The organism is Rhodosalinus sp. K401 (assembly GCF_041365735.1).
Taxonomy (GTDB): domain Bacteria; phylum Pseudomonadota; class Alphaproteobacteria; order Rhodobacterales; family Rhodobacteraceae; genus Rhodosalinus.
Window position 1 is genome coordinate 15,047 of sequence record NZ_JBGFSI010000004.1, and the last position, 23,399, is coordinate 38,445.

Consider the following 23,399-nt stretch of genomic DNA (forward strand, 5'->3'; position numbering starts at 1 on the left):
CCTCCCCTCGCTTGCCGTGTCGGCGATCAGATCCGCTCGATCGCGATCGCCGTGCCCTCGCCGCCGCCGATGCAGATGGCCGCCACGCCACGCTTCAGCCCGCGGGTCTCCAGCGCGTTGAGCAGCGTGACCATGATCCGCGCGCCCGATGCGCCGATGGGATGGCCGAGCGCGCAGGCGCCACCGTGCACGTTCACGATGTCGCGCGGCAGCCCCATCTCGCGCATGAAGGCCATGGGCACCACGGCGAAGGCCTCGTTGACCTCCCAAAGATCGACGTCGCCCACCTGCCAGCCGATCCGGTCCAGCAGCTTGCGCGCCGCGGGCACCGGGGCGGTGGTGAACCAGCCGGGCGCCTGGGCGTGCGAGGCATGGCCGAGCACCCGCGCGCGCACCGTCATGCCGGCGGCCTCGGCCGTGTCGCGCGCCGCGAGCACGAGCGCGGCCGCCCCGTCCGAGATCGAGGAGGCGTTGGCCGCGGTCACCGTGCCGCCTTCGCGGAAGGCCGGCTTCAGCTGCGGGATCTTGTCGGGGCGGGCCTGGCCCGGCTGCTCGTCCTCGGCGACCACGGTCTCGCCCTTGCGGCCGCGAACCGTGACGGGAACGATCTCGCGGGCGAAGGCGCCGCTCTCCTGTGCCTTGAGCGCGCCTTCGAGGGAGCCCAGCGCATAGGCGTCCTGCGCCTCGCGGGTGAACTGGTAGTGTTCGGCGCAATCCTCGGCGAAGGTGCCCATGAGCCGACCCTTGTCGTAGGCGTCCTCGAGACCGTCGAGAAACATGTGATCGACCGCCTGCTGATGGCCGATCCGCGCCCCGCCGCGCATCGCGGGCAAGAGGTAAGGCGCGCGCGACATGCTTTCCATGCCGCCGGCCACCACGACCCGCGCCTGGCCGAGCGCGATCTGGTCGAAGGCCACCATCGCCGCCTTCATCCCCGAGCCGCACATCTTGTTCAGCGTGGTGGCCGGCACCTCCTCGCCGAGACCGGCGGCGAAACCGGCCTGACGCGCCGGCGCCTGCCCCTGCCCGGCGGGTAGCACGCAGCCCATCACCAGCTCGTCCACCTCCGGGCGGGCAGCTTCGCCCAGGGCCGCGGAGATGGCGGCGCCACCCAGTTCCGCGGCCGGCATCCCGGCGAACACGCCCTGCAACCCGCCCATCGCGGTGCGCGCCGCCCCGGCGATCACGACTTCGCTCATCCTCTTTCCCCCTGGCTCGGCATGGCTCCCGCGTCTCAATACCGGATGGTAAGGAATCGGGTCTAGCCTCTCCTCGCGAGAGGATGGCCGGCCGGAGATGACGATGGAACTTTCGGTGCAGGACAGGGACGGCGTGCGGCTCGTGTCGGTGGCGGAGCCGCGGATCGACGCCTTCGTGGCGATTCGCTTCAAGGACAGGATGCGCGAGATCACGGCGCCCGACCCCGGCGGCGGCACGCCGGGGCGCGTTCTGCTCGATCTCGGGCGGGTGGAGTTCATCGATTCGAGCGGGCTCGGCGCCATCGTCGCCGCGATGAAGCAGCTCGACGGCGCCGCCCGGCTCGAACTCGCGGCGCTGGCCCCGGCGGTGGACAAGGTGTTCCGCCTGACCCGCATGGACACGATCTTCACCATCCACGACAGCGTCGACACCGCCCTCACCGGGGCGGGCGGCTGATGCTCCCAGCCGCCGGCGGGTCGCTGCGATGAGCGCGCCCCCCCACGTGCAGGCGTCGGGTGGCCCCTCTCGGACCGGCGACCGCCGGGTCGTCGCCCGCTGCGCGGCCCGGCCGGCGGACGTCCGGACCGCGCTCGGGCGGGTGATGGCCGGGCTCGCCCCGCATCTCGGCGACTGCGCTGGTCGGACGGCCACCGAACTGGTGCTTGCCGAAGTGCTGAACAACGTGGTCGAACACGCCCATGCGTCGGACGCGCCCTGCGCCATCCGCGTGGAGGTCCGGGTGCGCGAGGGCAGACTCGACCTTTCCGTCTCGGATGACGGGCGCCCAATGCCCGGCGGGCGCCTTCCCGAGGGGCAGTTTCCGTCCCTCGCGGGGCCGAAGGCCACCCTGCCCGAGGGCGGCTTCGGCTGGCCGCTCATCCACAGCCTGGCGCGGGACGTGCGCTACAGGCGCCGATACGGACGCAACGAACTCCGGCTGGCGCTTTGCCTGAAAGCGCCCGGCGCCACGACTGCCCCGAAAACGCCGCAATGAGTCCCAAAGGCGGACAGAATGCCGGGCGACAACAGCATTGTAGCTGCTTAGGCTTCCCTCGGTGCCGCGTCGTCAACAGCCCCCACCCAGTGCGCGGTACCGAGGTCTTCCCCCTTCACCGTCCCGAGCCTTGCAATCCGGCACGGCAGCCGCGAAAACCCGGCGGCTTGCGTCATGCGGGGAGGGCATCATGCGCGATTTCCAGACACCCGGCCGCTCGGCCGTCTTCTCCACCGAGGGCATGTGCGCCACGTCGCACCCGCTCGCCGCGCTGACGGCGGTGGACATCCTGCGCCAGGGCGGCACGGCCGCCGATGCGGCCGTCGCGGGGGCCGTCATGCTCGGCCTTTGCGAACCGCAGATGACCGGCATCGGGGGGGACTGCTTCGCGCTTCTGTCCGATCCGTCCACCGGAGAGGTGACCGCGCTGAACGGCTCCGGCCGCGCGCCCGCGGCCGCGGATCCGGAGGCGCTGCGCGCCGAGGGGCTGACCACCATCCCGCCCTACGGCGCACAGGCCGTGACGGTGCCCGGCGCCATCGACGCGTTCTGCACTCTGGCGGAACGTCACGGGCGGCTCGGCATCGACGCGCTGCTCGCTCCCGCCATCGCGGCGGCGGAAAACGGCGTGCCGGTGGCGCCGCGGGTGGCCTTCGACTGGGCGGGCGACGCCGCGGTGCTGCAAGGCGCTGCGCGCGACATCTACGCCGTGAACGGCACCGCACCCGCCCCCGGCGCGATCTTCCGCGCGCCCGGACAGGCGGAGGTGCTGCGCCGCATCGCGCGCGACGGGCGCGATGCCTTCTACACGGGCGAAGTCGCCGAGGACATGCTGGCGGTGCTGAACGCCCATGGCGGCGTGCACACCGCCGAGGACTTCGCGGCGACCGCATCCATGACCGCGGCGCCGGTCTCGGGGCGCTACAAGGACGTGGAGCTTGTCGAGCATCCGCCCAACGGACAGGGCGCGACGGCGATCCTGATGGCGCACATGCTGGCGGAGTTCGACCTCGCATCGCTCGATCCGCTGGGGCCCGAGCGCACGCATCTGGAGACCGAGGCGGCCAAGCTCGCCCACCAGGAACGTGACCGCCTGATCGCAGATCCGGACCACGCCGCGGCGGCCGAGGCGATGCTCGCGCCGGAGACGGCGCGCAGGCTGGCGGCGCGCATAAGGGCCGATGCGGTGCTGCCGCCGCCGCCCGCGCCCGCCTGGGCCGAGCACAAGGAGACCGTCTACATCACCGTGGTGGACCGCGACCGCCGGGCCGTCTCGCTGATCTACTCGATCTTCCACGGGTTCGGCTCGGGCCTCGTCTCGGAGCGGTTCGGGATCCTGCTTCAGAACCGCGGCGCGGCCTTCACGCTGGAGGCGGGCCACCCGAACGAGCTGGGACCGCGCAAGCGCCCGCTCCACTCGATCATCCCGGCGATGCTGCGCGAGAACGGTCGCGTGACGATGCCGTTCGGCGTGATGGGCGGCGGCTATCAGCCGACGGGCCACGTGCGGGTGATGACCAACCTCATCGACTTCGGGATCAATCCGCAGGCCGCGCTCGACGCGCCGCGCGCCTTTTCCGAGGCGGGAGAGCTGCGGCTGGAACGCGGCTACCCCGACGCCACCCGCGCCGCGCTGGCCGAGCTGGGCCACAAGGTGGTCACGCCCGCGCGCCCGCTCGGCGGCGCTCAGGCGATCCGGATCCACGAGGACGGGGTTCTCGAAGGCGCCTCCGATCCCCGCAAGGATGGCTGCGCGCTGGGCTACTGATCGCGTCCCGGTGCGCGCAGGCGCGCCGGGCCTTCATCAGTTCAACTGGAAGTGCAGATCGTAGTGACCGTCCTGGAAAGGCCCGAAGAGTTCGGGAATGTCGGGATGGTCGACCGGCTCACCCGAGTAGTCGGCGACGAGGTTCTGCTCGGACACGTAGGCCACGTAGAAGCTGTCGTCGTTCTCGGCGAGCAGGTGGTAGAAGGGCTGCTGGCGTGCCGGGCGGCTGTCCTCGGGGATGGCCTGGTACCATTCCTCGGTGTTGTTGAATTCGGGGTCCACGTCGAACACCACGCCCCGAAAGGGGTGCTTTCGATGTCGGACCACTTGACCGATACAATATTTGGCGCGCGTTTTTAACATGGTATAGCCCCACTAACCTTTTAATCGTTTGTTGCACGGCTTGTCCATTCCCCGGAACCCGTTGCCCCGGAAACAGACTGTGACTCGCGCAGTCACAATGAAACGTGACCGGCGGCGCCGCGTGGATTGATGTTTCCCCCCAAGGGTGCGTTGCGTTACACTTGCCCCAATCGGCGCAGAACCGGACACGAGGCAGATGAGCAGAATTCTCGGCGCGCTTCTGACCGCGCTTCTCCTGGCGTCCTGCGGCGCCAAAACACAGTATGCCGCGCCGCGCAATCTGGATGACGCCTGCGCGATCGCGACCGAGCGGCCCCACTACTACCGCGCCTTCCGCGCGACGGAACGGAAATGGGGCGTGCCCGTCTCCGTGCAGATGGCGGCCATGTACCAGGAAAGCAAGTTCATAGGCGATGCGCGCACGCCGTTCCGCTACACGCTGGGCGTGCTGCCCATGGGTCGGCAAAGCTCCGCCTACGGTTACAGCCAGGCGCTCGACGGCACCTGGGAGGAATACCAGCGCGAGACCGGGGCGCGCCGGGCGCGGCGCGACGACATCCGCGACGCCACCGACTTCATGGGCTGGTACATGACCAAGAGCCGGGAGCGGAACGGCATCCCGCTCAGCGACGCGCGCAACCAGTATCTCGCCTATCACGAAGGCCATACCGGCTTCGCGCGGGGCAGCTACAACGCGAAATCGTGGCTCGTCCGCGTGGCCGACGACGTGCAGACACGTGCCGTGCTCTACGGGGCCCAGCTTTCGAACTGCCGCGCCGCGCGCTAGCGCTGCCGTGTATTGAGCTGGATGTTGAAAAGCCGGTTCGGAAGCGACGGGCCGAGTTCCAGATCGCCCAGCACCACCGTGGTCGAGCCCCCGCCGCTGTCGTTCACCTTCCATTGGCGCAGCTCGACCGGCGGGCCGGTGAAGACGAGCTGGATGTTCCCGTAGTCGGGGTTTTCGGGATCCTGCGCGGTGACGGTCGTCGCACTGCCATCATGATCGTGCGCGGTCACCATGCGCTCCCGCGAGAGGTCCACCTGCCGCGCGAGGATGATCTTGAGAGGCGTGCGGTCCAGCGGGTAGGTTTCGGGGCCGGAATTGCCCTTGGGGTCGAACACGGCCACGGCGCCGCCCGAGGCCAGCACGAGCGTCTCTTCGGGGGGATCGTACTCGAACCGCACCCGGCCCGGCCGCCGGATATAGATGGTGCCCGTCTGGATCGTGCCGTCGTCGTTGATCTGCGTGAAGGCGCCTCGCGCCGTCTCGAAACTGTTGAGATAGGCGGAGAGCGCCGAAAGCGGCAGCTTCTCGGCGGCGGCCGGAAGCGCGGAGGCGAGGGCGAGCCCCGCGGCGAGGAGGAGGGTCCGCATGTTCATGATTTGCATTTAACCATCGCGCGCAGGCCGCGCATCCGCAATCTCGCTCACTTTGCCGCGAGCGGCGCCGCGCCGCCTGTCGCCCGCGGCCGCTACTGCGGCTCGGGCAACAGGATCTCGCGCTTGCCGACGTGGTTGGCCGCCGTGACGACGCCCGCGTCCTCCATCTGCTCCACGAGCCGGGCGGCCTTGTTGTAGCCGATGCCGAGCTTGCGCTGGACATAGGAGGTCGAGCACTTCCTGTCGCGCGCCACGATCGCCACGGCCTGATCGTAAAGCGAGTCGTCCCCGTCCGTGTTCCCGCCAAGTCCGAGAACCGCATCGATGTCGCCGGACTTTTCGTCGTCGGGCCCCTCGACCACCCCCGAGACGTAGTCGGGCGCGCCGTAGGATTTCAGATGGCGGACGATTTCCTCCACTTCCTCGTCGGAAACGAAGGGGCCGTGGCAACGCGTGATGCGGGCGCCGCCGGCCATGTAGAGCATGTCGCCCTGGCCCAGAAGCTGCTCGGCGCCCATCTCGCCCAGGATCGTGCGGCTGTCGATCTTGGAGGTCACCTGGAAGCTGATGCGCGTGGGAAAGTTCGCCTTGATGGTGCCGGTGATCACGTCCACCGACGGGCGCTGCGTGGCCATGATGAGATGGATCCCGCTCGCGCGCGCCATCTGCGCGAGCCGCTGGATACAGGCCTCGATCTCCTTGCCCGCGACCATCATCAGGTCGGCCATCTCGTCCACGATCACGACGATGTAAGGCATCTTCTCGGGGGCGAACTCCTCCGTCTCGAAGACGGGCTCTCCGGTCTCGTCGTCGAAGCCCGTCTGGACGGTGCGCGAGAACATCTCGCCCTTGGCCAGCGCGTCGGCCACGCGAGAGTTGTAGCCGTCGATGTTGCGCACGCCCATCTTGGACATCTTGCGATAGCGTTCCTCCATCTCGCCCACGACCCACTTGAGCGCCACGACCGCCTTCTTGGGATCGGTGACCACGGGCGAGAGCAGATGCGGAATGCCGTCATAGACGGAAAGTTCCAGCATCTTCGGGTCGATCATGATGAGACGGCAATCCTCGGGCGTGAGCTTGTAGAGAAGGCTCAGGATCATCGTGTTGATCGCCACCGACTTGCCCGAACCTGTGGTGCCCGCGATCAGCAGATGCGGCATCTTCGACAGGTTCGCCACCACCGACGCGCCGCCGATGTCCTTGCCCAGCGCGAGCGGCAGTTTCTGCGTGCCGTCCCCGAACTCGCGCGAGGCGAGGATCTCGCGCAGAAGCACCATCTCGCGCTTCTCGTTGGGAAGCTCGATGCCGATGACCGAGCGGCCCGGCACGGTGGAGACCCGCGCCGACAGCGCGGACATCGAGCGCGCGATGTCGTCGGCCAGGTTGATCACGCGGCTCGCCTTCAGCCCCGGCGCGGGCTCGAGCTCGTACATGGTGACGACCGGGCCCGGGCGGACGCTCACGATCTCGCCCTTCACGCCATAGTCGTCGAGCACGCTTTCGAGCATCCGCGCGTTCTGTTCGAGCGCGTCCTCGGACAGGTGGAGCCGCTCGATCGCGGCGGGGTTGGCCAGCAGCCCCAGCGGCGGCAGCTCGTAGGACGAGCCTTGCGCCTCGTCGAACTGCAACGAGGGCTGCGCCTCTTCCCGCGCGCGGCGCGAGGGGGCGGGCGCGCGGCGCACCGGCTGCTCCACCTTCGGCCGCGACGGCTGCGCGGCCGGGATCTGCATGGGCTCGGACCGGAATGCCGCCATCTCCTGTGCCTCGTCCCCGTCATCGGGCTCGTCCTCGAAGGCGGTGCGCGGCGTCTCATGCCGATCGGGCCGCGCCGTCAGGGGCGGCTCGGCGGGCGGGACGGGCATGCCCGAGGTCAGCGGCGGCTCTGCCCGGGCCGCCCGCGGGAGGCTCGTGTCCAGCACGAGCGGGTCCGGGCCACGCCCGCGCCCGCCCGTGAGCGACGCCTCGGGCGCGATCGTCATGGGCTTGCGCGTGCGGGCGCGGATCGCGTCCGCGATACGCGCGCGGATGCGGTCCTCTCCCGGCATGGGCTCGTCGTCGTCGCCGGGAAGCATGGTCTCGACCAGCTCGGGCTCCGGCATCGGTTCGGCCCGGCGCACCAGCGCCGGCACCCGCGAGAGCAACCCGCCCGCGGGCGCACGCGGCGGCGGGGCGGGATCCTCCGCGTCGTCGCACGCCACGAGATCGTCGTCCGCGCGACGCGCCGCCGTCTCGGCACGGCGCGCGCGCCACCCTTCCTGCGCGCCGCGCAGCTGCCGCCCCGTGGCGACCAGGCCGCGCGCCGCGCGTCCCAGCAACGCCACGAGCGCCGCGTAGGTCATCACGAGCCCGAAGAGCAGGAAGCGCAAGGCGGCACGGACCTCGGCGCGGGTGAAGCCCAGCACGAAGGCGCCCATCGCCAGCAGCAGCAACGCCATCACGGCCGAGGCGACCTTCAGCCCCGCGCCCGCGGCAACGGGCGCGACCGTGAGGATCGCGGCGAGCACGGTGTCGCCGAAAAGGCCGCCCATGCCGAACGGGTGGGCCCAGCCCTCGCCCGGCACCAGCGTGGAGGCGTGGACCGAGGCGAAGGCGATCCAGATCGGCGCGAAGACGAGCCGCCCGATCGCACGGTCCTCGCCGCGATGAAGCGCGAAGCGAATCCCCCAGGTGCCCAGCACCACCGCGATGCCCAGGCTGCCCCACCCCACGATCATGAACAGCGGCGCGGCGAGGGTGGCGCCGACGCGGCCCAGCCAGTTCTGCACCGGCGCGTCGGTCGCGCTCATCCAGCTCGGGTCGTCGGGCGTGTAGGACAGGATCATCGCCGCCGCGGCGGCGCCGAGCAGAACCAGGGCGAGGCCCAGAAGTTCCTTGCCCCGGCGCTCGATCGCCATGGCCGTGTCGCTGTCGAAGAACGGATCGCGTCCGCGTGTCTGATACGCCATTCTACCCCTCGTCCTCACGTCCACAGAACCCGGCGCAGGCTTTTCAGACCGCGCCGCAGATCATCCTCGGGGGCGACCATCGCCACCCGGATGAAGCCCGCCCCCGGGTTGCCCGCGACGGTGTCCCGCGCGAGATAGGCGCCCGGCAGGACGCGCAGCCCCGCTTCGCGCCAGAGTTTCACCGCGGCCGCCTCGCCGTCTTCCACCGGCAGCCACAGGAAAAAGCCCGCCGCGGGGCTTTCGTAGCCGGGAACGTCGCCGAGGATCTCGTCGGCCACCGCGTATTTCGCGCGGTAGCGGGCGCGATTCTCCTCGACATGCGTCTCGTCGGCCCAGACCGCCTCGGCGGCGCGTTGCAGCGGCAGCGGCAGGGGCGCGCCGCCATAGGCGCGCAGCTGTTTCATCCGCGCCACGGCCCGGGGCCCGCCGGCCAGCATCCCCGACCGCAGGCCCGGCAGGTTCGATCGCTTCGACAGCGAGTGGAAGGCGACCACACGCTCAGGGTCGACGCCCATCTCCGCCGCCATCTCGAGCCCGCCGGGCGGCGGCGCGTCGCGGTAGATCTCGGAATAGCATTCGTCCGACAGGATGAGGAAATCGTGCCGTTCGGCGAGAGCCAGCAGCGCGCGCCAGTCGTCGCGCCCGGCCACCGCGCCCTGGGGGTTCGCGGGCGAGCAGAGATAGACCGCCGCCGCGCGGTCGAGCGTCTCGGCCGGCAGCGAGGCGATGTCGGGCAGATGGCCCGTCTCCGGCGTCGCGGGAACGAGCACGGGCTCGGCCCCCGCCCCCAGCGCCGCCGCAAGGTACACCTGGTAGAAGGGGTTCGGGATCAGCACCGCCGCGCGCCGGCCCGCCTTCGTCTCGGGCACCAGCGCGAGAGCGGCGTCGAAAAGCCCCTCGCGCGTGCCGTTGAGCGGCATGACCTGCGTCTCCGGGTCCGCGCGCACGCCGTAGCGCCGCGCCAGCCAGTCGGCGTAGGCCGCGCGCAGTTCCGGCGTGCCGTCGTTCGGCGGGTAGCGGCCGAAACCGGCCGACTCGCGCGCGACGATCTCCGTCACGAAGGGCGGGAACGGGTGCTGCGGCTCCCCGATCGACATGTTCACGACCTCCCCGCCCGGCGCATGGCCGTCGAGCAGCGCCCGCAGACGCGGGAACGCGTAGGGAGGGAGGGTCGAGAACCTCTCGGAAAACATGCTCTTGCTGCCTCGGGCTACGGGATCGTTGGCGCCCCGTTTGCGGGGCACGATACGAAATCCCCCCTGCCCCGTCCAGCCAAAGCCCCGCACGACGGGGGCTTGTGGCCTCGCGGCCATAGCGGCGCGAAACGAGTGGCTCAGGCGGCCAGAACGACCTCCGCCGCGGAGCCGAGCCGCAGGAGCCTGCGCTCGGCCGTCGGCGGCGCCAGGAGTTGCAGCCCGCAGGACGGATGGCCGGTGGGCAGGGTGAGCGCGGCAAGCCCCATCAGGTTGCCGATGCGGGTGTTGCGCAGCGTCATCAGGTTTTCGGTGCGGTAATAGGCGTCCTCGGTCTCGAGCCGCGCCAGTTCGGGCGGCATGATCGGTACGGTCGGCGCCAGCACCGCGTCGAAGCCCGCCGTGGCGCGCGCCCAGACCCCGCGCAGACGCTCCAGCGTCCGCCAGGCGGCGACGTAGTCCGCGGCGCCGTGCTCGGCCCCGCCGCGGAACCGCGCGAGGATCTCGGGAAACATCGCCTCGGGACGCGCCTCTATGGTCTCGCGCCAGACGCCGTAGGCCTCGGACGTGTAGAGGATGCCGGAGAGCGCCATCGCCTCCTCGAGCTCCGGCACCGCAAGCTCGACGATCTCGGCGCCGGCGCCCTCCAGCCGGGCCAGCGCATCGGCGTGGGCCGCGGCCGGCCCCTCGCGCAGCTCGTCGAGCGCGACCGTGCTCAGCGCGGCGAAGCGGCGCCCCGACAGGTCGGCGCCGGCAAGATCCGCGGGCGCCCCGCCCTCGAGCGCGGCAAGCATCAGCGCCGCGTCCTCCACCGTGCGCGTCAGCGGCCCCACCGTGTCGAAGCGCGGGGCGAGCGGCACGACGCCCGAAAGCGAAAGCCGCCCCGAGGTCGTCTTCAGTCCGACGAGGTCGTTCCACGCCGCGGGAACCCGCACCGATCCGCCGGTGTCCGAGCCCACCGCGGCCGCCGCCAGGCCGAAGGCGACCGACGCCGCGGCCCCCGAAGAGGAGCCGCCCGGCGCCGCCCCGGGGTCGTTCACGCAGGGCGGCGTCCCGGTCACCGGGTTGTAGCCCAGCCCGGAGAAGGCGAATTCCGACATGTGGGTCTTGCCGAGGCAGACGAGGCCCAGCGCGGTCGCGTTTTCCAGCACCTCGGCGTCGCGGTCGGGCACGCGCCCGGCAAGAAGCGCGCTTCCCGCCTCCGTGGCCGTGCCGGCCGTGTCGAAGAGATCCTTCCAGCTTACGGGCACACCGTCGAGCGGCGAGCGTCGCAGACCCGCCGCCGCGCGCTCCGATGCGGCCTGCGCCTCGGCGCGGGCGCGCCGGGGCGTGAGCCGCGCATAGATGCGCCCGCTGTCGGGATGCGCTTCGATCGCGTCCAGAAAGACCTCGGTCAGCGCCACGGGGTCGATTTCGCCTGCCCCGATGCCACGCCCGAGCGACGCCGCGCTCATCCCCCGCCACTCGTCCATCGCCATCCCTCCGTTGCGCTCGGAGGCGAGGCTAGCGGCGGCACGGCGCATGGACAATCCCGGGCGCCCGGTCATATTTCCCCCCATGACACATGATGCGGATATTCTCGTTGCCGGCGGCGGCCTCACGGGCACGGCGCTGGCGCTCGCGCTGGCCCGCGGCGGGCACTCCGTCGCGCTGATCGACCCCGCCCCGGCAAAAGCGCGCGCCACGCCCGGTTTCGACGGCCGGTCCTACGCGCTCGCCCTCGCCTCGCGGCGGCTTCTGGCGGCCCTCGGCGTCTGGGACGCGGTGGCCGAGGACGCGCAACCCATCGAGCGAATCGCCGTGAGCGACGGGCGCGCGGGCGAGGGTGCCTCGCCCCTTCACCTGATCTTCGACCATGCCGAGATCGAGGAAGGCCCCATGGGCCACATGGTGGAGGATCGCCACCTGCGGCCCGCGCTTCTGGCCGCCGTGGCGGCCGTTCCGCGCATCACCCATGTCGAGGGGGACCGCGTCACGGCGCAGGCGTCCGGCCCGGCCGGGGTGACGGTCACGCTCGCGTCGGGACGCACGCTCTCGGGCGCCTTGCTCGTGGGCTGCGACGGAATGGCGAGCGGAACCGCGACCCGGGCGGGGATCCGGCGCACCGGCTGGCGCTACGGCCAGACCGCGCTCGTCTGCGCGATCGCCCATGAACGCGACCACGGCGGCTGCGCGCACCAGTTCTTCATGCCCCCCGGGCCGCTCGCGATCCTTCCGCTGAAGGGGCGGCGGTCCTCGATCGTCTGGACGGAGGAGGACGCCACGGCGCGCGAGATCCAGTCGATGGACGACGAGGGATATCTTTCGGTCCTTCGCCCCCGCTTCGGGGATTTCCTGGGAGAGATCGCGCTGGCCGGGGATCGCTATACCTATCCCCTGACACTCAGCCTCGCGCAGAGTTTCGTGGCGGCGCGTGTGGCGCTTGCCGGCGACGCGGCGCATCGGGTGCATCCCATCGCGGGCCAGGGCCTCAACGCCGGGCTGCGCGACGTGGGCGCACTGGCCCATGTGCTGGCCGAGGCGCGGCGGCGCGGAGAGGACATCGGCAGCACCCAGGTTCTGCTGCGCTACCAGCGCTGGCGGCGCTGGGACACCGCGACCCTCGCGCTGGCCACTGACGGCTTCAACCGGCTCTTCTCCAACGACAATCCGATCCTGCGGCTGGGCCGCGACCTCGGGCTGGGCGCGGTGAACGCGGTGCCGGGCCTGCGTCGGACCTTCATCCGGGAGGCGGCCGGCCTGACCGGAGAGCTACCGGATCTCATGCGCTGAAAGGGGAAGGAGGGCCCGCGCTTCCGGCAGCACTGCCCCGGCCCGCTCAGTCGAGTTTGCGGGCCTCGTCCACCAGCATCACCGGGATGCCGTCGCGGATCGGGAAAGCCAGCCCCGCGGCCTCCGATACCAGCTCCTGTCGCGAGGCGTCGTAGGACAGGCGGCCATGGCTCACCGGGCAGATCAGCGCCTCCAGCATGTGGCGATCGAAGTCCCGGCTGCGCTCGGTGGCGGGCGTCGGTTCGGTCATTGCATCAGTTCTCCGCCACCCTCGCCGCCACGCAGCGTGTACTCGATCAGCGTCACGAGCGTCTCGCGCCGGGTGCTGAGACTCGGCGCCTCCAGCAGCGCCTGCTTGTCCTCTGGCTCGAAGTCGAGAAGCATCGAAAGCGAGTTCACGAGCAACTCGTCCTCGGCTTCCTTGAGCGAGTCCCAATCGGTCGACAGGTTCCGCGCCGCGAAGTAGCGCCCCAGAAGGTCGAGAAAGCGACTGCGGTCGAAGTTCGGATCATGCTCCGTCTTGCCGAGATCGTTGTCGAACCCCGTCCAGCTGACGCGCGCGCGGCGGTAGGGGGTGAAGCCCTCCACCTCTTCCAGCACGCGGTAGCGGGACATTCCCGACAGCGTGATCATGTAGCGCCCGTCCTCGGTTTCGGAGAACTGGGTGAGGCGCCCGGCGCACCCGATCCTCTGCAGCGGCGCGGGGTCCTGCTTTCCCGGGCCCGGGCATGGCTGCACCATGCCGATCAGCCGCTCCGGCGTCTTGAGGCAGTCCTCCACCATCGCGAGGTAGCGCGGCTCGAATATGTGCAGCGGCAGGCGCGCGCGCGGCAAAAGCAGCGCGCCCGGCAATGGAAAGACCGGAATCGTATCCGGAAGATCGGCTGGCTTTGTCATGCGCATCGAGCTAGCCCGCCCCATGCCTCAGGCAAATATCATGGAGCTCAACCTGCGGCGGCCGTTCAGCACCACCGGATCGTTGGGCTTCAGGGCCTCGAAGATGGTGAAAAGCTGCGCCTTGGCGGCGCCGTCGTTCCACTCGCGATCGCGGCGGAAAAGCTCGAGCAACTGGTCCACGGCGGCGGCCGCGTCGCCCTTGGCGTAGAGCGCCTGGGCCAGATCGAAGCGCGCCTGAAGATCGTCGGGATCGGCCTCGACCCTGGCCTGTAGCTCCGCGACAGGGCCCGCCCCCTCGGCCTGGCGCGCCAGTTCGAGCTGCGCGGCGGCCGACTCGAGTTCGTGCGCCTTGGAGATGCTGGCGGGCGCGCCGTTCAGGATCGCCTCCGCCTGGTCGAGCTCGCCCAGGGCGATGTGCGCCCGCACCAGCCCGCCATAGGCGGCCGCGTTCTCCTCTTCCTCGCCGAGGATCGCCGCGAAGGTCTGGGCGGCGTCGGCGGCCGCGCCATCCGCGAGCATCTGCTCCGCCGCTTCCAGCGCCTCGCCGAGGCCACCCGAGGCGTCGCCGCCCGCCGCCTCGACCACGCGGTCGATGAATTGCTTGATCTCGGAGGCGGGCAAGGCGCCCTGGAACCCGTCGATCGGCTGGCCCTTCCAGAAGGCGTAGACCGTGGGGATCGACTGGATGCGCAGCTGGCCCGCGATCATCTGGTTCTCGTCCACGTTCACCTTGGCCATGCGCACCGCGCCGCGCGCCGCCGTGACCGCCGCCTCCAGCGCGGGGCCGAGCGTCTTGCAGGGGCCGCACCATGGCGCCCAGAAATCGACGATGACCGGCACCTCCTGGGAGGCGTCCACCACCTCCGCCATGAAGGTCTGCTCGTCCACGTCCTTGATAAGGTCCGTTGCCGGCGCCGCTGCGGCGCCTCCGCCCAGTTCGATCATTCTGTCACCCTCGAATTCGCTTTCGCCTGAATATGGACCCGGCAGGCCCGTCTTCCAAGATGTCGCGCCCGTCCGTCAGAAATCGAAGGAGGCGAACACCGGGGCGTGATCCGACGGCTTCTCCCAGCCACGGACATGGCGCAGGACCCGGCTGGAATGCGCGGCGCCCGCGATGTCGGACGTCGCCCAGACGTGATCGAGCCGCCGACCCCTGTCGGACGCCTCCCAGTCGCGTGCCCGGTAGGACCACCAGGAATAGAGCCGGCCCTCGGGGATGTCGCGGCGGGTGACATCGGTGAAGCGGCCCGCCTCCAGCACGCCGGCCAGATGCTCCACCTCCACGGGCGTGTGGCTGACGACCTTCAGAAGCTCCTTGTGGGACCAGACGTCGTCCTCGCGCGGGGCGATGTTGAGATCGCCGACGAGGATCGTCTTTCCCGGCTTATCGGCATTGAGCCAGTCGCGCATGTCGGTGAGGTAGTCGAGCTTCTGGCCGAATTTCACGTTCACCTCGCGGTCGGGCACGTCCCCGCCGGCGGGAACGTAGAAATTATGGATCACCACACCGTTCTCCAGCCGGCCGGCGACATGCCTGGCGTGGCCGAGCCCCGCCATGTCGAGATCGCCCGCATCCTCGATCGGCAGCTTCGACAGGATCGCCACGCCGTTGTAGCCCTTCTCGCCCCGCGCGACCATGTGCCGGTAGCCCAGATCGGCGAAGGCCTCGCGCGGGATCTTGTCGACCGGGCTCTTGCATTCCTGAAGGCACAGGATGTCGGGCGCCTCCTCCGCCATCAGCCGCGCCACGAGGCCCGCCCGCAGGCGGACGGAGTTGATGTTCCATGTGGCAAGCGTGACAGACATGCGCAGCTCCTTCTTCACGGCGCGCGGACCCTAATCAGCCGGGCGGGGGAGGTCCAGCGTGGCGACGGGCCGGGCCGCGCGTGGCGCCGCCCATCCGCAGACCCGTCCTCCGGTGGGTAGAAAAAAGGCCGGGCGCGAGGCCCGGCCGAGTCCAACAGGGAGGTGCATGTCATGACCCGGACATGCGCGGGAGTCCTTGTCTGCCACCATAAAAGATGCACGCGTCGTGCCACATTGATCTGGCTCAAAAAAAGCCGGCCGTCACGCCACCAGGCGGTAACCGCCGCTTTCGGTCACCAGCAGCCGCGCGTTGGAGGGGTCCGGTTCGATCTTCTGGCGCAGGCGATAGATATGCGTCTCCAGCGTGTGCGTGGTCACGCCCGCGTTGTAGCCCCAGACCTCGTGCAGCAGCACGTCGCGCGGCACCACGGCTTCCGGCGAGCGGTAGAGGAACTTGAGGATGTTCGTCTCCTTCTCGGTGAGACGGATCTTGCGGTCGTCCTCTGTGATCAGCATCTTCATCGCCGGCTTGAAGGTGTAGGGCCCGAGCGAGAAGATCGCGTCCTCGGACTGCTCGTGCTGGCGAAGCTGGGCGCGGATCCGTGCCAGGAGCACCGGGAACTTGAAGGGTTTCGAGACGTAATCGTTCGCCCCCGCGTCGAGGCCCAGGATGGTGTCGGCGTCGCTGTCGTGCCCTGTGAGCATGATGATCGGGCTTTTCACGCCCTGCTTGCGCATCCGCTTGCAGAGCTCGCGGCCATCGGTGTCGGGAAGACCGACATCGAGTATGACCAGATCGAAGATCTGTGCCTTCACACGCTCCATGGATTGCGTGCCGCTGTCCGCCTCGAAGACCTCGAAGTCCTCGGTCATGACCAGCTGTTCCGAAAGCGCCTCGCGAAGATCGTCGTCGTCGTCGACAAGAAGAATGTTCTTGAGCTGGGGCATCGGGATACGTCCTCCTCCTCTGCCTGACCGAGATGCGCAAGCCGGCAGGGGGTGACAAGATTTGCTGCAAGCGTCTCACGCTGTCGTGTAACCGCATGAGGAATTGTTTCATGTCGCGGCAGACGTATCTAGAACGGGTGCCTCTGGACCGCGCGCCTCTGCGGGGGCACGTCACGAACCGAAGGATGCCATGAGCCTCGCGCCAGACCTTGTCGAACAGATCGCGCGCGCCCGCGCAGACCTGCGCATGGGCGTGGGCGTGGTGCTTACGGGCGCGGGGCGGGGGGCGCTGGTGCTGGCCGCCGAGACGCTGCGCCGTGAACGGCTGGAGGCCGTGACGGCGCTTGGCGCGGCCCCGAGCCTTGCGATCACGCGGCGCCGGGCCGAGACGCTCAAGGCGCGGGTCTATGACGAGGATCTCGCCCGCGTGCGCCTGCCCGCGGACGCCGATCTGGGCTGGATCCACGCCGTGGCGGATCCGGCCGACGATCTCGCCCGCCCGATGAAGGGCCCCCTCGTGTCCGAGCGGGGCGGCGACGCGGCGATGCACCGCACAGCGCTGCGGCTGGTGAAATCGGCCCATCTGCTTCCCGCCGCACTGGTGGCGGATCTCGCCGATCCGCAGGCGTTCGCCGCCGCGCACGGGCTGACGCTGCTGCCCGCCGGGCTCGCCGATCCGGTGCTCGCCGCGGTCAGCCCGCTTCACACGGTGGCGCAGGCGCGCCTGCCGGTGGAGGCCGCGGGTGCCGGGCGGCTCCACGTCTTCCGGCCCGAGGACGGCAGCGAGGAGCACTACGCCTTCGAGATCGGCAAGCCCCACCGCGATCGCCCCGTGCTCGCCCGGCTTCACTCGGCCTGTTTCACCGGCGACGTGCTGGGCAGCCTCAAATGCGATTGCGGCGCGCAGTTGCGCGGCGCGCTCGCCCAGATGGGCGCGGAGGGCGCGGGCGTGCTTCTCTACCTCAACCAGGAGGGGCGCGGCATCGGCCTGGCCAACAAGATGCGCGCCTATTCCCTGCAGGACCAGGGTTTCGACACGGTGGAGGCCAACCACCGGCTGGGCTTCGAGGACGACGAGCGCGACTTTCGCATCGGCTCGGACATCCTGCGGCGCATGGGTTTCACGGAGGTGCGGCTGATGACGAACAACCCCGCGAAGCTGCACATGATGGAGGCCTGCGGCCTTACCGTTGCCGAGCGCGTGCCGCTCAGCGTCGGCCGCCGGGCCGAGAACGAGGGCTACCTCGCCACGAAGGCCGCGAAATCGGGGCACCTGCTGTGACGGGCGACGCAGGGGACATGGTGCTGACACCGCGCGGGCTGCGCTTTCGCGGGCGGCTCTACCCCTGCGCGATCGGCCGGACCGGCGTCACGGGGGCCAAGCGCGAGGGGGACGGCGCCACCCCGCGCGGCACCCACCGGATCGTGGGGATGCTCTACCGCCCGGACCGGATGGCGCCGCCCGCCGACTGGGCGGTGCCGATCAGGCCGGGCGATCTGTGGTCCGACGACCCGCGCCACGAGGATTACAACCTCATGGTCCGCGCGCCCTATCCCTGGAGCCACGAGGCGCTCCGCCGGCCCGATCCGCTTTACGATCTGGTGCTGGTCACCGACTGGAACTGGCCGCGGGCCGAACGCGGCCGCGGATCATGCATCTTCATCCACCAGTGGCGGCGACCGGGCTATCCCACGGCGGGCTGCGTCGCGCTGCGGCGCGATCACCTGCGCGAGGTCGCGGCGCGGATCGGCCACGACACGCGGCTGATCGTGCCCTGACGCTCAGGCCCCTTCGTCGCGCGCCCCGAAGATCGCGCTGCCCACGCGCACATGGGTCGCGCCGAAGGAAATCGCCTTCTCGAAATCGTCGCTCATCCCCATGGAGAGGCCCGCGAGGCCGTTGCGCTCCGCGATCTTGGCCAGAAGCGCGAAGTGCAGGCTCGGCTCCTCCTCGACCGGCGGGATGCACATCAGCCCCTCGACCGGCAGGTCGAGCCCGCGGCATTCGGCGATGAAACCGTCCGCCTCGGCGGGCGGGATGCCGGCCTTCTGCGGCTCTTCGCCGGTGTTGACCTGCACGAAAAGCTTCGGGCAGTGGCCGATCTCCTGCGCGAGGCGCGCGAGTGTCCGCGCGAGCTTCGGCCGGTCCACCGAGTGGATCGCCTGCACAAGCTCCATCGCCTGGCGCGCCTTGTTGGTCTGCAAGGGCCCGACCAGGTGCACCTCCACCCCGTCGTAGCGCTCGCGGAAGGCGGGCCACTTCTCCGCGGCCTCCTGCACGCGGTTCTCGCCGAAGACGCGGTGCCCGGCCTCCAGAACCGCCTCCACACGCTCCAGCGGCTGCTTCTTCGACACGGCGACCAGCGTGACGGAGCCGTCGTCGCGGCCCGCGGCGAATTCCGCGGCGGCGATTCGCTCCCGGATGTCCTGCAATCCGCTCATGCCGTCCTTTCCCATTCCTCGAGGAAGGGCGCGAGCTCCGCCTCGTAGCGCCGCCACGCCTCGGCGGAGCTCTTGTAGATCGGCTGGCGCACCTGATGAAGCGACAGCGTCTTCACCGAGCCGGCCGCCTTGTGGAAATCGAGACAGCCCGGCTCCCAGTCGAGCCCGGCCGCGGCGACGAGGGCGCGCGCCTGCGGCTCGGGATCGGAGACCAGATCCTCGTAGCCGACCTCGTGGATCACGCCGGGCAGGCGCGCCTTCCACGCCTCGAGGATGCGCCCGTAAAGACGCATGTAGCGGGCGATGTCGCGCAGATCGTTGGAATAGCGGTGGGTGCCGCCCTGGAAGTGATTCTTGTAGATCGAGAGCGCCACGTCGCGCGGATCGCGCCGCACCGCCACGAAGCGCGCGCCAGGAAGCACGCGCGCGAGATAGCCGACAAGCTGGAAGGTCTGGATCGACTTGTCGGTCACGCGCGCGTCGAATCGCACCTCCGCGCGCACACGCGCCTCGTAGGCGGCCGCGAAATCGAGATGCGTGCGGGGATGGGCCTTCGACACGGGCGTGAAGGCGCGGCCGGCCTGGAAGCGGCGGTAGAATTCGTCGAGCGCGAGGCCCAGCTCGCCGCCGGCCTCCACGGTGGAATGGGCCGCCACGATCTGCTCGACCAGCGTGGTGCCCGAGCGCGGCAGCCCGATCACGAAGACGGGCCGGAAATCCTCTGCGGCGGCGGGCACCTTCGACAGATCGTCCATCGCGGCATGAAGCCGGTCGATCTCGACCGCGCGCTCGTCGAAATCGAAGGGAAACGCCCTGCGCTGCAACGCGTTGGCCGTGTCGAGATAGCCGAACACCCGGTCGTGGCGCTTGGTGTCCTCCATCACCTTGGCCAGCGCGAAGGCGAGCTGGCAGCGCGCGCCGTCGGTCAGGTCGTCGCGGGCATAGACCTGCTCCATCTCGGCGATCAGCGGGTCGCCGGGCGCGAGTTTCCGTGTCGCGCCGACCATGCGGTAAAGCTCCCCCTGCGCGGGGTTGTGGCGGATGGCGGTCATGAACTCGGCCTCCGCCGCGTCGAAATCGCCCATCTGCTGAAGAAGAAGCGCCTTGTCGGCGCGCGGCTTGGGCGCCTTGGGGCGGGCGGCGATCAGCCGGTCATAGGTCTTCAGCGCGGCCTCGGGGCGGCCCGCCGCCTCCTCGATCTGCGCCTGAAGGGCGAGCAGCGCGGGCTCGCCGGGTTTCAGCCGCCCGGCGGTCTTCAGGTGTTTCGCGGCGGCGTCGAGGTCGCGCTCGGCCAGGGCGATGCGGGCCAGGTGGTAATGCGGCTCCGGCGCGCGGGGCGCGGCGCGGGTCAGGTCGGCGTAAAGGCGCCGCGCCTCGGCCAGCCGGCCCTTGGCGTGAAGCGCGCCGGCCTTCGCGAAAGCGGCCTTGATCTGCTGGGGCGTGGGCGGGGGCATGGCGGGCTCCGTGGGTCGCCGCCAAGTAACACCCCGAGCGCGCAAAAGAAAAGAGCGGGCCGCGAGGGCCCGCTCTTCGGTAGTCGGGGATCGTGACGCTTAGAAGCTCATCGAGAGGCCGAGCGACCAGGTCTCCACGTCGTCACCAACCGCGCTGGGCACGTTGGTGTTGCCGTAGCCGGCCTGGGCCTGAAGGCCGCCACCGAGGTCGTACTGGGCGGCGAGGCCGAAGCCGTCGATGTTATCAGCACTGTCAAAGTTGGTCTGGCCGTAGTTGGCCTCGACCGACAGGTTGTTGAAGTCGTAACCCGCACCGATGGTCCAGCGCTCAGCATCACCGGTGACCGTGACCTGCTTCGCCTCGTCAATGCTAATGCTTTCGTAGTTTGCCGCCAACTTCAGACCGTTGTCAAAGCCGGCGCCGACGCTCAGGCCCCAGGCGGATTCAATGCCGAGAAAGGGCTGCGCCCCTGCAACAACCCGACCATTATTTTCGTCATGTGACATGAAGCCGGCGCCGAAGTCGAGGTCCACGCCCGTCAGTTCCAGGCCGTAGGAAACGCCGATGCCCCAGATCGGGTTGAGATCGTTCGCGCTGTCGTCCTGCTCGACCGAGATCGACGCGCCAAAGGCGCCCATGTCGTAGTCGAGGCGGGCGATCTGGTTGTCGTAGGCTCCATCGGCCCCGTTCGTGGTGTTGAAGCCGCCATGCGCGGTGTGATCGTCCGTCAGCGAGCCGCCCCAGGAGGCCTCGTCCACGCGCTGGTCGTAGGCGCCGTTGATCTCACCCATGGTGAAGGTGACGGGGCCCGAGGAGACGAACGCGAACTCGTTGTCGAAGCCCGGCGTGCCGTTGACACGGTCGTTGCCGTTGCTGTCGTCGATCTCGAACGACATGCCGAAGGAGATGCCGTTGTCGGTCTCGCCCACGGCGTCGATCTGGATGCCGATGTCGTTGTGCAGACGCGTCTTGTTCCGGTCGACAGGGTCAGTGATGGGACCCGAGCCGGTCGCGACATCGGGGAACCCGCTGCCGCCGGCGATACCGATTTCGGCGAAGCCCGAGATGGAGATGCCCAGGTCCTGGGCGGATGCCACGCCGGCCGAGGCGACCAGGGCGGTGGTGGCGAAGAGAACTTTCTTCATTTTTTCCCTCATGTGTTCAAGGATCGTCCCAATCCGGTGCCCCGGATGCGATGAGGGGTGAATGCACCCTGGGGGGGTCCGTTGGCAAGCGGTGGCGCCGGGCGCGGACCAACACGTCCCCAAGTGATGCGCGTTTGCCACAAGGCGTGTGCGTGACGCCGCGGCACCCGCAGGCCGCCCCGCCGCCCCCGCATCCGGGCCGCCGGAACGCTGCCGCCTTGTCGCGGCGCGGACGGGCGGTTAAGGAGACAAACGAGAGTTGTCAGGAGCGGCCCATGGCTATCTTCACCCCCCGGTTTCTGGTGCTCGCCGCGGCGGCGCTCGCCCTGACGGCCTGCGGGTCGCGGCAGGCGCCGGTGGAAACCCGCAGCCCGCAGGACATCATCGACGCGGAGCGGCAGCAGGGCGCGCGCCCCCGCTCCAGCATATGGGACGTGTTCCGGCGCAACAGCGACGAGCAGGTGACGCAGGTCAACCGCTACATCTGGCAGGCCTCCACCGACGTGCTGAACTTTCTTCCCGTGGACTCGGTCGATCCCTTCACCGGCGTGATCGTGACCGGATTCGGCACGCCGCCCGGCGGCGGTCGGGCCTATCGCGCGACGATCTACGTCTCGGACCCCGCGCTCGACGCGCGATCGCTGCGCGTGGCGCTTCAGACCCGCGACGGCCGGCCGGTCGCGACCGGCACGCAGCGCGCGGTGGAGGACGCGATTCTCGCCCGCGCACGCCAGCTTCGCCAGCGCGACGCGGGCTTCTGAGGCCCCTCAGGTCGCGGGCGCGCGGGGCGTGAGCCCGGCCAGCCCGTCCACCCAGGCGATCTGCCGCGGCAGGCACCGCGTGCGCAGGTCGTAGCCCTCGCGCACGGTGCGCCGCGCCGCCCGGCCCAGTCGCACGCGCAGCGCCGCGTCGTCGAGCAGCGCGTCGATCCGGTCCACGAGCCCCGCGCCGTCGAAGAAATCCACCAGGAGCCCCGTCTCGCCGTCGCGGATGACCTCGCGCACCGGCGCGGTGTCGCTGGCCACGATCGCGGCCTCCGCGCTCATCGCCTCCAGAAGCGACCAGCTCAGCACGAAGGGATAGGTCAGGTAGACATGCGCGCGACTCACCCGCAGGAGCGACAGGAACTGCGCGTAGGGCACCCGGCCCAGGAAATGCACGCGCGCCCAGTCGGCGTCGGGGATCTGCCCGCGCACCTCGTCGATGAAGATGCGTTTCCAGCTTTGCCCCTCGGGGGGGCGGGCCCCGTAACTCACGCCGTCGCCGCCGAGAATCGCCACATGCGCCCGCGGGCGGCGGCGCAGGAGTTCCGGCAGCGCGCGCATGAAGACGTGGTAGCCGCGATAGGGTTCGAGGTTGCGGTTGACGAAGGTCACGACCTCGTCCTCGCAGGTCAGCGCCCGGCCCTCGCCCAGATCCAGCCGCGCGGCGGGGTCGGGGGTCACCGCCTCGGTGTCGATCCCGTCATGGATCACCGTGATTCGGTCGCGGAACGTGTCCGGGAAGGTGTCGGCCTGAAAGCGCGTGGGGCTGACGCCCGCCTCCGCGATCTCGAAATGCAGGCGATTGTTGAGGTTCTTCATGCGCAGCCGCAGCGGGCCGCGGGCGCCCTCGGGGCTGGGAAACTCCGGGTCGAAATCGACATGCGGGTAGTCCGAGCGGTGGTAGAGCTCGCAAAAGAGGCCGAGCCGCGCATCCGGCCACACGTCCTTGAGGAAAAGGCTCTCGCCCCAGCCCGGATGGGCGAGGATCACGTCGGGCGCGAAGCCCTGCTCGCGCAGCGCCACCGCGCCGGCATGGCAGCCCTCGGCGCGGATGAGCTTGGTCTCGAAATCGGTGAGCCACGGATGCAGTCCCGGCGCGTTGCCGCGCTCGAGGCGATAGGGCAGCACGCGCACCCCGTGGAAGGTCGTGGGCGCCTTCACCTTCAGCGTCAGTGCCACCACCTCGTGCCCCGCCGCGACGAGCGCCGGGGCGAGGTGCTTGTACTGCCCCGGAAAGTTCTGGTGGATCACGAGTATCCGCAACGACCGCTCCGCACGCCTGCCCCCGGCCCCCCTCATAGCGGCGCGCGGCCCCCGCGCC

23 protein-coding genes are annotated in these 23,399 nt (G+C 70.1%); 8 read left to right on the plus strand and 15 right to left on the minus strand.

The window, feature by feature from the left end; genetic code table 11:
* Positions 1-26 precede the first annotated feature (26 nt).
* Positions 27-1,199 carry an acetyl-CoA C-acyltransferase gene (locus AB6A66_RS05955; protein ID WP_371055168.1) on the minus strand — a complete coding sequence of 391 codons (1,173 nt, stop codon included), beginning with the start codon at positions 1,197-1,199 and terminating at the stop codon, positions 27-29.
* Positions 1,200-1,302: 103 nt separating this feature from the next.
* Here AB6A66_RS05955 and AB6A66_RS05960 point away from each other — a divergent pair, with 103 nt between their 5' ends.
* From AB6A66_RS05960 to AB6A66_RS05970, 3 genes are all read left to right on the plus strand, one after another.
* The gene (locus AB6A66_RS05960) at positions 1,303-1,656 is read left to right on the plus strand and encodes an STAS domain-containing protein (protein WP_371055169.1); all 354 of its coding nucleotides are present in this window, start codon (positions 1,303-1,305) and stop codon (positions 1,654-1,656) included.
* Between the two features lie 28 nt (positions 1,657-1,684).
* Positions 1,685-2,194 carry an ATP-binding protein gene (locus AB6A66_RS05965; protein ID WP_371055170.1) on the plus strand — a complete coding sequence of 170 codons (510 nt, stop codon included), beginning with the start codon at positions 1,685-1,687 and terminating at the stop codon, positions 2,192-2,194.
* Positions 2,195-2,384: 190 nt separating this feature from the next.
* Complete coding sequence (locus tag AB6A66_RS05970) at positions 2,385-3,962, plus strand: gamma-glutamyltransferase family protein (RefSeq protein WP_371055171.1); 1,578 nt, start codon at positions 2,385-2,387, stop codon at positions 3,960-3,962.
* Between the two features lie 36 nt (positions 3,963-3,998).
* Here the strand turns inward: AB6A66_RS05970 and hspQ are convergent, their stop codons facing one another.
* Positions 3,999-4,325, minus strand: a complete 327-nt coding sequence (gene hspQ / locus AB6A66_RS05975; RefSeq protein WP_371038254.1) for a heat shock protein HspQ — start codon at positions 4,323-4,325, stop codon at positions 3,999-4,001.
* A 196-nt stretch (positions 4,326-4,521) separates the two neighbouring features.
* Here hspQ and AB6A66_RS05980 point away from each other — a divergent pair, with 196 nt between their 5' ends.
* Complete coding sequence (locus tag AB6A66_RS05980; protein ID WP_371055172.1) at positions 4,522-5,112, plus strand: lytic transglycosylase; 591 nt, start codon at positions 4,522-4,524, stop codon at positions 5,110-5,112.
* Here AB6A66_RS05980 and AB6A66_RS05985 read toward each other — a convergent pair.
* From AB6A66_RS05985 to AB6A66_RS06000, 4 genes are all read right to left on the minus strand, one after another.
* Complete coding sequence (locus AB6A66_RS05985) at positions 5,109-5,705, minus strand: outer membrane lipoprotein carrier protein LolA (protein WP_371055173.1); 597 nt, start codon at positions 5,703-5,705, stop codon at positions 5,109-5,111. The genes AB6A66_RS05980 and AB6A66_RS05985 overlap by 4 nt on opposite strands.
* Before the next feature lie 92 nt (positions 5,706-5,797).
* Positions 5,798-8,653: a DNA translocase FtsK 4TM domain-containing protein gene (locus tag AB6A66_RS05990; protein WP_371055174.1), complete on the minus strand. Its 2,856-nt coding sequence runs from the start codon at positions 8,651-8,653 to the stop codon at positions 5,798-5,800.
* Positions 8,654-8,667: 14 nt separating this feature from the next.
* The gene (locus AB6A66_RS05995) at positions 8,668-9,846 is read right to left on the minus strand and encodes an aminotransferase class I/II-fold pyridoxal phosphate-dependent enzyme (protein WP_371055175.1); all 1,179 of its coding nucleotides are present in this window, start codon (positions 9,844-9,846) and stop codon (positions 8,668-8,670) included.
* Between the two features lie 140 nt (positions 9,847-9,986).
* Complete coding sequence (locus AB6A66_RS06000) at positions 9,987-11,318, minus strand: amidase (protein ID WP_371055392.1); 1,332 nt, start codon at positions 11,316-11,318, stop codon at positions 9,987-9,989.
* A 49-nt stretch (positions 11,319-11,367) separates the two neighbouring features.
* Between AB6A66_RS06000 and AB6A66_RS06005 the strand changes: the two genes are divergently transcribed.
* Positions 11,368-12,618, plus strand: coding sequence for an FAD-dependent monooxygenase (locus tag AB6A66_RS06005; protein ID WP_371055176.1), 1,251 nt, complete (start codon positions 11,368-11,370; stop codon positions 12,616-12,618).
* Between the two features lie 46 nt (positions 12,619-12,664).
* Here the strand turns inward: AB6A66_RS06005 and AB6A66_RS06010 are convergent, their stop codons facing one another.
* From AB6A66_RS06010 to AB6A66_RS06030, 5 genes are all read right to left on the minus strand, one after another.
* Positions 12,665-12,868 (minus strand): Trm112 family protein, encoded by a 204-nt coding sequence (locus AB6A66_RS06010; RefSeq protein ID WP_371055177.1) that lies wholly within the window; start codon positions 12,866-12,868, stop codon positions 12,665-12,667.
* Positions 12,865-13,515, minus strand: coding sequence for an LON peptidase substrate-binding domain-containing protein (locus AB6A66_RS06015; RefSeq protein WP_371055178.1), 651 nt, complete (start codon positions 13,513-13,515; stop codon positions 12,865-12,867). The genes AB6A66_RS06010 and AB6A66_RS06015 overlap by 4 nt, the downstream gene beginning before the upstream one ends.
* A gap of 27 nt (positions 13,516-13,542) precedes the next feature.
* Positions 13,543-14,460 (minus strand): tetratricopeptide repeat protein, encoded by a 918-nt coding sequence (locus AB6A66_RS06020; RefSeq protein WP_371055179.1) that lies wholly within the window; start codon positions 14,458-14,460, stop codon positions 13,543-13,545.
* Between the two features lie 75 nt (positions 14,461-14,535).
* The gene (locus tag AB6A66_RS06025) at positions 14,536-15,324 is read right to left on the minus strand and encodes an exodeoxyribonuclease III (protein WP_371038246.1); all 789 of its coding nucleotides are present in this window, start codon (positions 15,322-15,324) and stop codon (positions 14,536-14,538) included.
* 261 nt (positions 15,325-15,585) lie between these two features.
* Complete coding sequence (locus AB6A66_RS06030) at positions 15,586-16,272, minus strand: response regulator transcription factor (protein WP_371038245.1); 687 nt, start codon at positions 16,270-16,272, stop codon at positions 15,586-15,588.
* A 190-nt stretch (positions 16,273-16,462) separates the two neighbouring features.
* On the opposite strand from AB6A66_RS06030, the gene ribA reads away from it, so the two are divergent.
* Together ribA and AB6A66_RS06040 are read left to right on the plus strand one after the other, a co-directional pair.
* Positions 16,463-17,554: a GTP cyclohydrolase II gene (gene ribA, locus AB6A66_RS06035; protein ID WP_371055180.1), complete on the plus strand. Its 1,092-nt coding sequence runs from the start codon at positions 16,463-16,465 to the stop codon at positions 17,552-17,554.
* A gap of 17 nt (positions 17,555-17,571) precedes the next feature.
* Positions 17,572-18,051, plus strand: coding sequence for a L,D-transpeptidase (locus tag AB6A66_RS06040; protein ID WP_371055181.1), 480 nt, complete (start codon positions 17,572-17,574; stop codon positions 18,049-18,051).
* 3 nt (positions 18,052-18,054) lie between these two features.
* Here AB6A66_RS06040 and AB6A66_RS06045 read toward each other — a convergent pair whose 3' ends face one another.
* The 3 genes from AB6A66_RS06045 to AB6A66_RS06055 form a co-directional block, all read right to left on the minus strand.
* The gene (locus AB6A66_RS06045) at positions 18,055-18,714 is read right to left on the minus strand and encodes a YggS family pyridoxal phosphate-dependent enzyme (protein ID WP_371038242.1); all 660 of its coding nucleotides are present in this window, start codon (positions 18,712-18,714) and stop codon (positions 18,055-18,057) included.
* Positions 18,711-20,168 (minus strand): tetratricopeptide repeat protein, encoded by a 1,458-nt coding sequence (locus AB6A66_RS06050; protein WP_371055182.1) that lies wholly within the window; start codon positions 20,166-20,168, stop codon positions 18,711-18,713. Before AB6A66_RS06050 ends, AB6A66_RS06045 begins: the two co-directional genes overlap by 4 nt.
* Positions 20,169-20,267: 99 nt before the next feature.
* On the minus strand, positions 20,268-21,314 hold the full coding sequence (locus AB6A66_RS06055) for a porin (protein ID WP_371055183.1): 1,047 nt from the start codon (positions 21,312-21,314) through the stop codon (positions 20,268-20,270).
* Positions 21,315-21,589: 275 nt separating this feature from the next.
* On the opposite strand from AB6A66_RS06055, the gene AB6A66_RS06060 reads away from it, so the two are divergent.
* Positions 21,590-22,075, plus strand: a complete 486-nt coding sequence (locus AB6A66_RS06060; RefSeq protein WP_371055184.1) for a DUF3576 domain-containing protein — start codon at positions 21,590-21,592, stop codon at positions 22,073-22,075.
* A gap of 6 nt (positions 22,076-22,081) precedes the next feature.
* On the opposite strand, the gene AB6A66_RS06065 is transcribed toward AB6A66_RS06060, so the two are convergent.
* Positions 22,082-23,341 carry a glycosyltransferase family 4 protein gene (locus tag AB6A66_RS06065; protein WP_371055185.1) on the minus strand — a complete coding sequence of 420 codons (1,260 nt, stop codon included), beginning with the start codon at positions 23,339-23,341 and terminating at the stop codon, positions 22,082-22,084.
* Positions 23,342-23,399 lie beyond the last annotated feature (58 nt).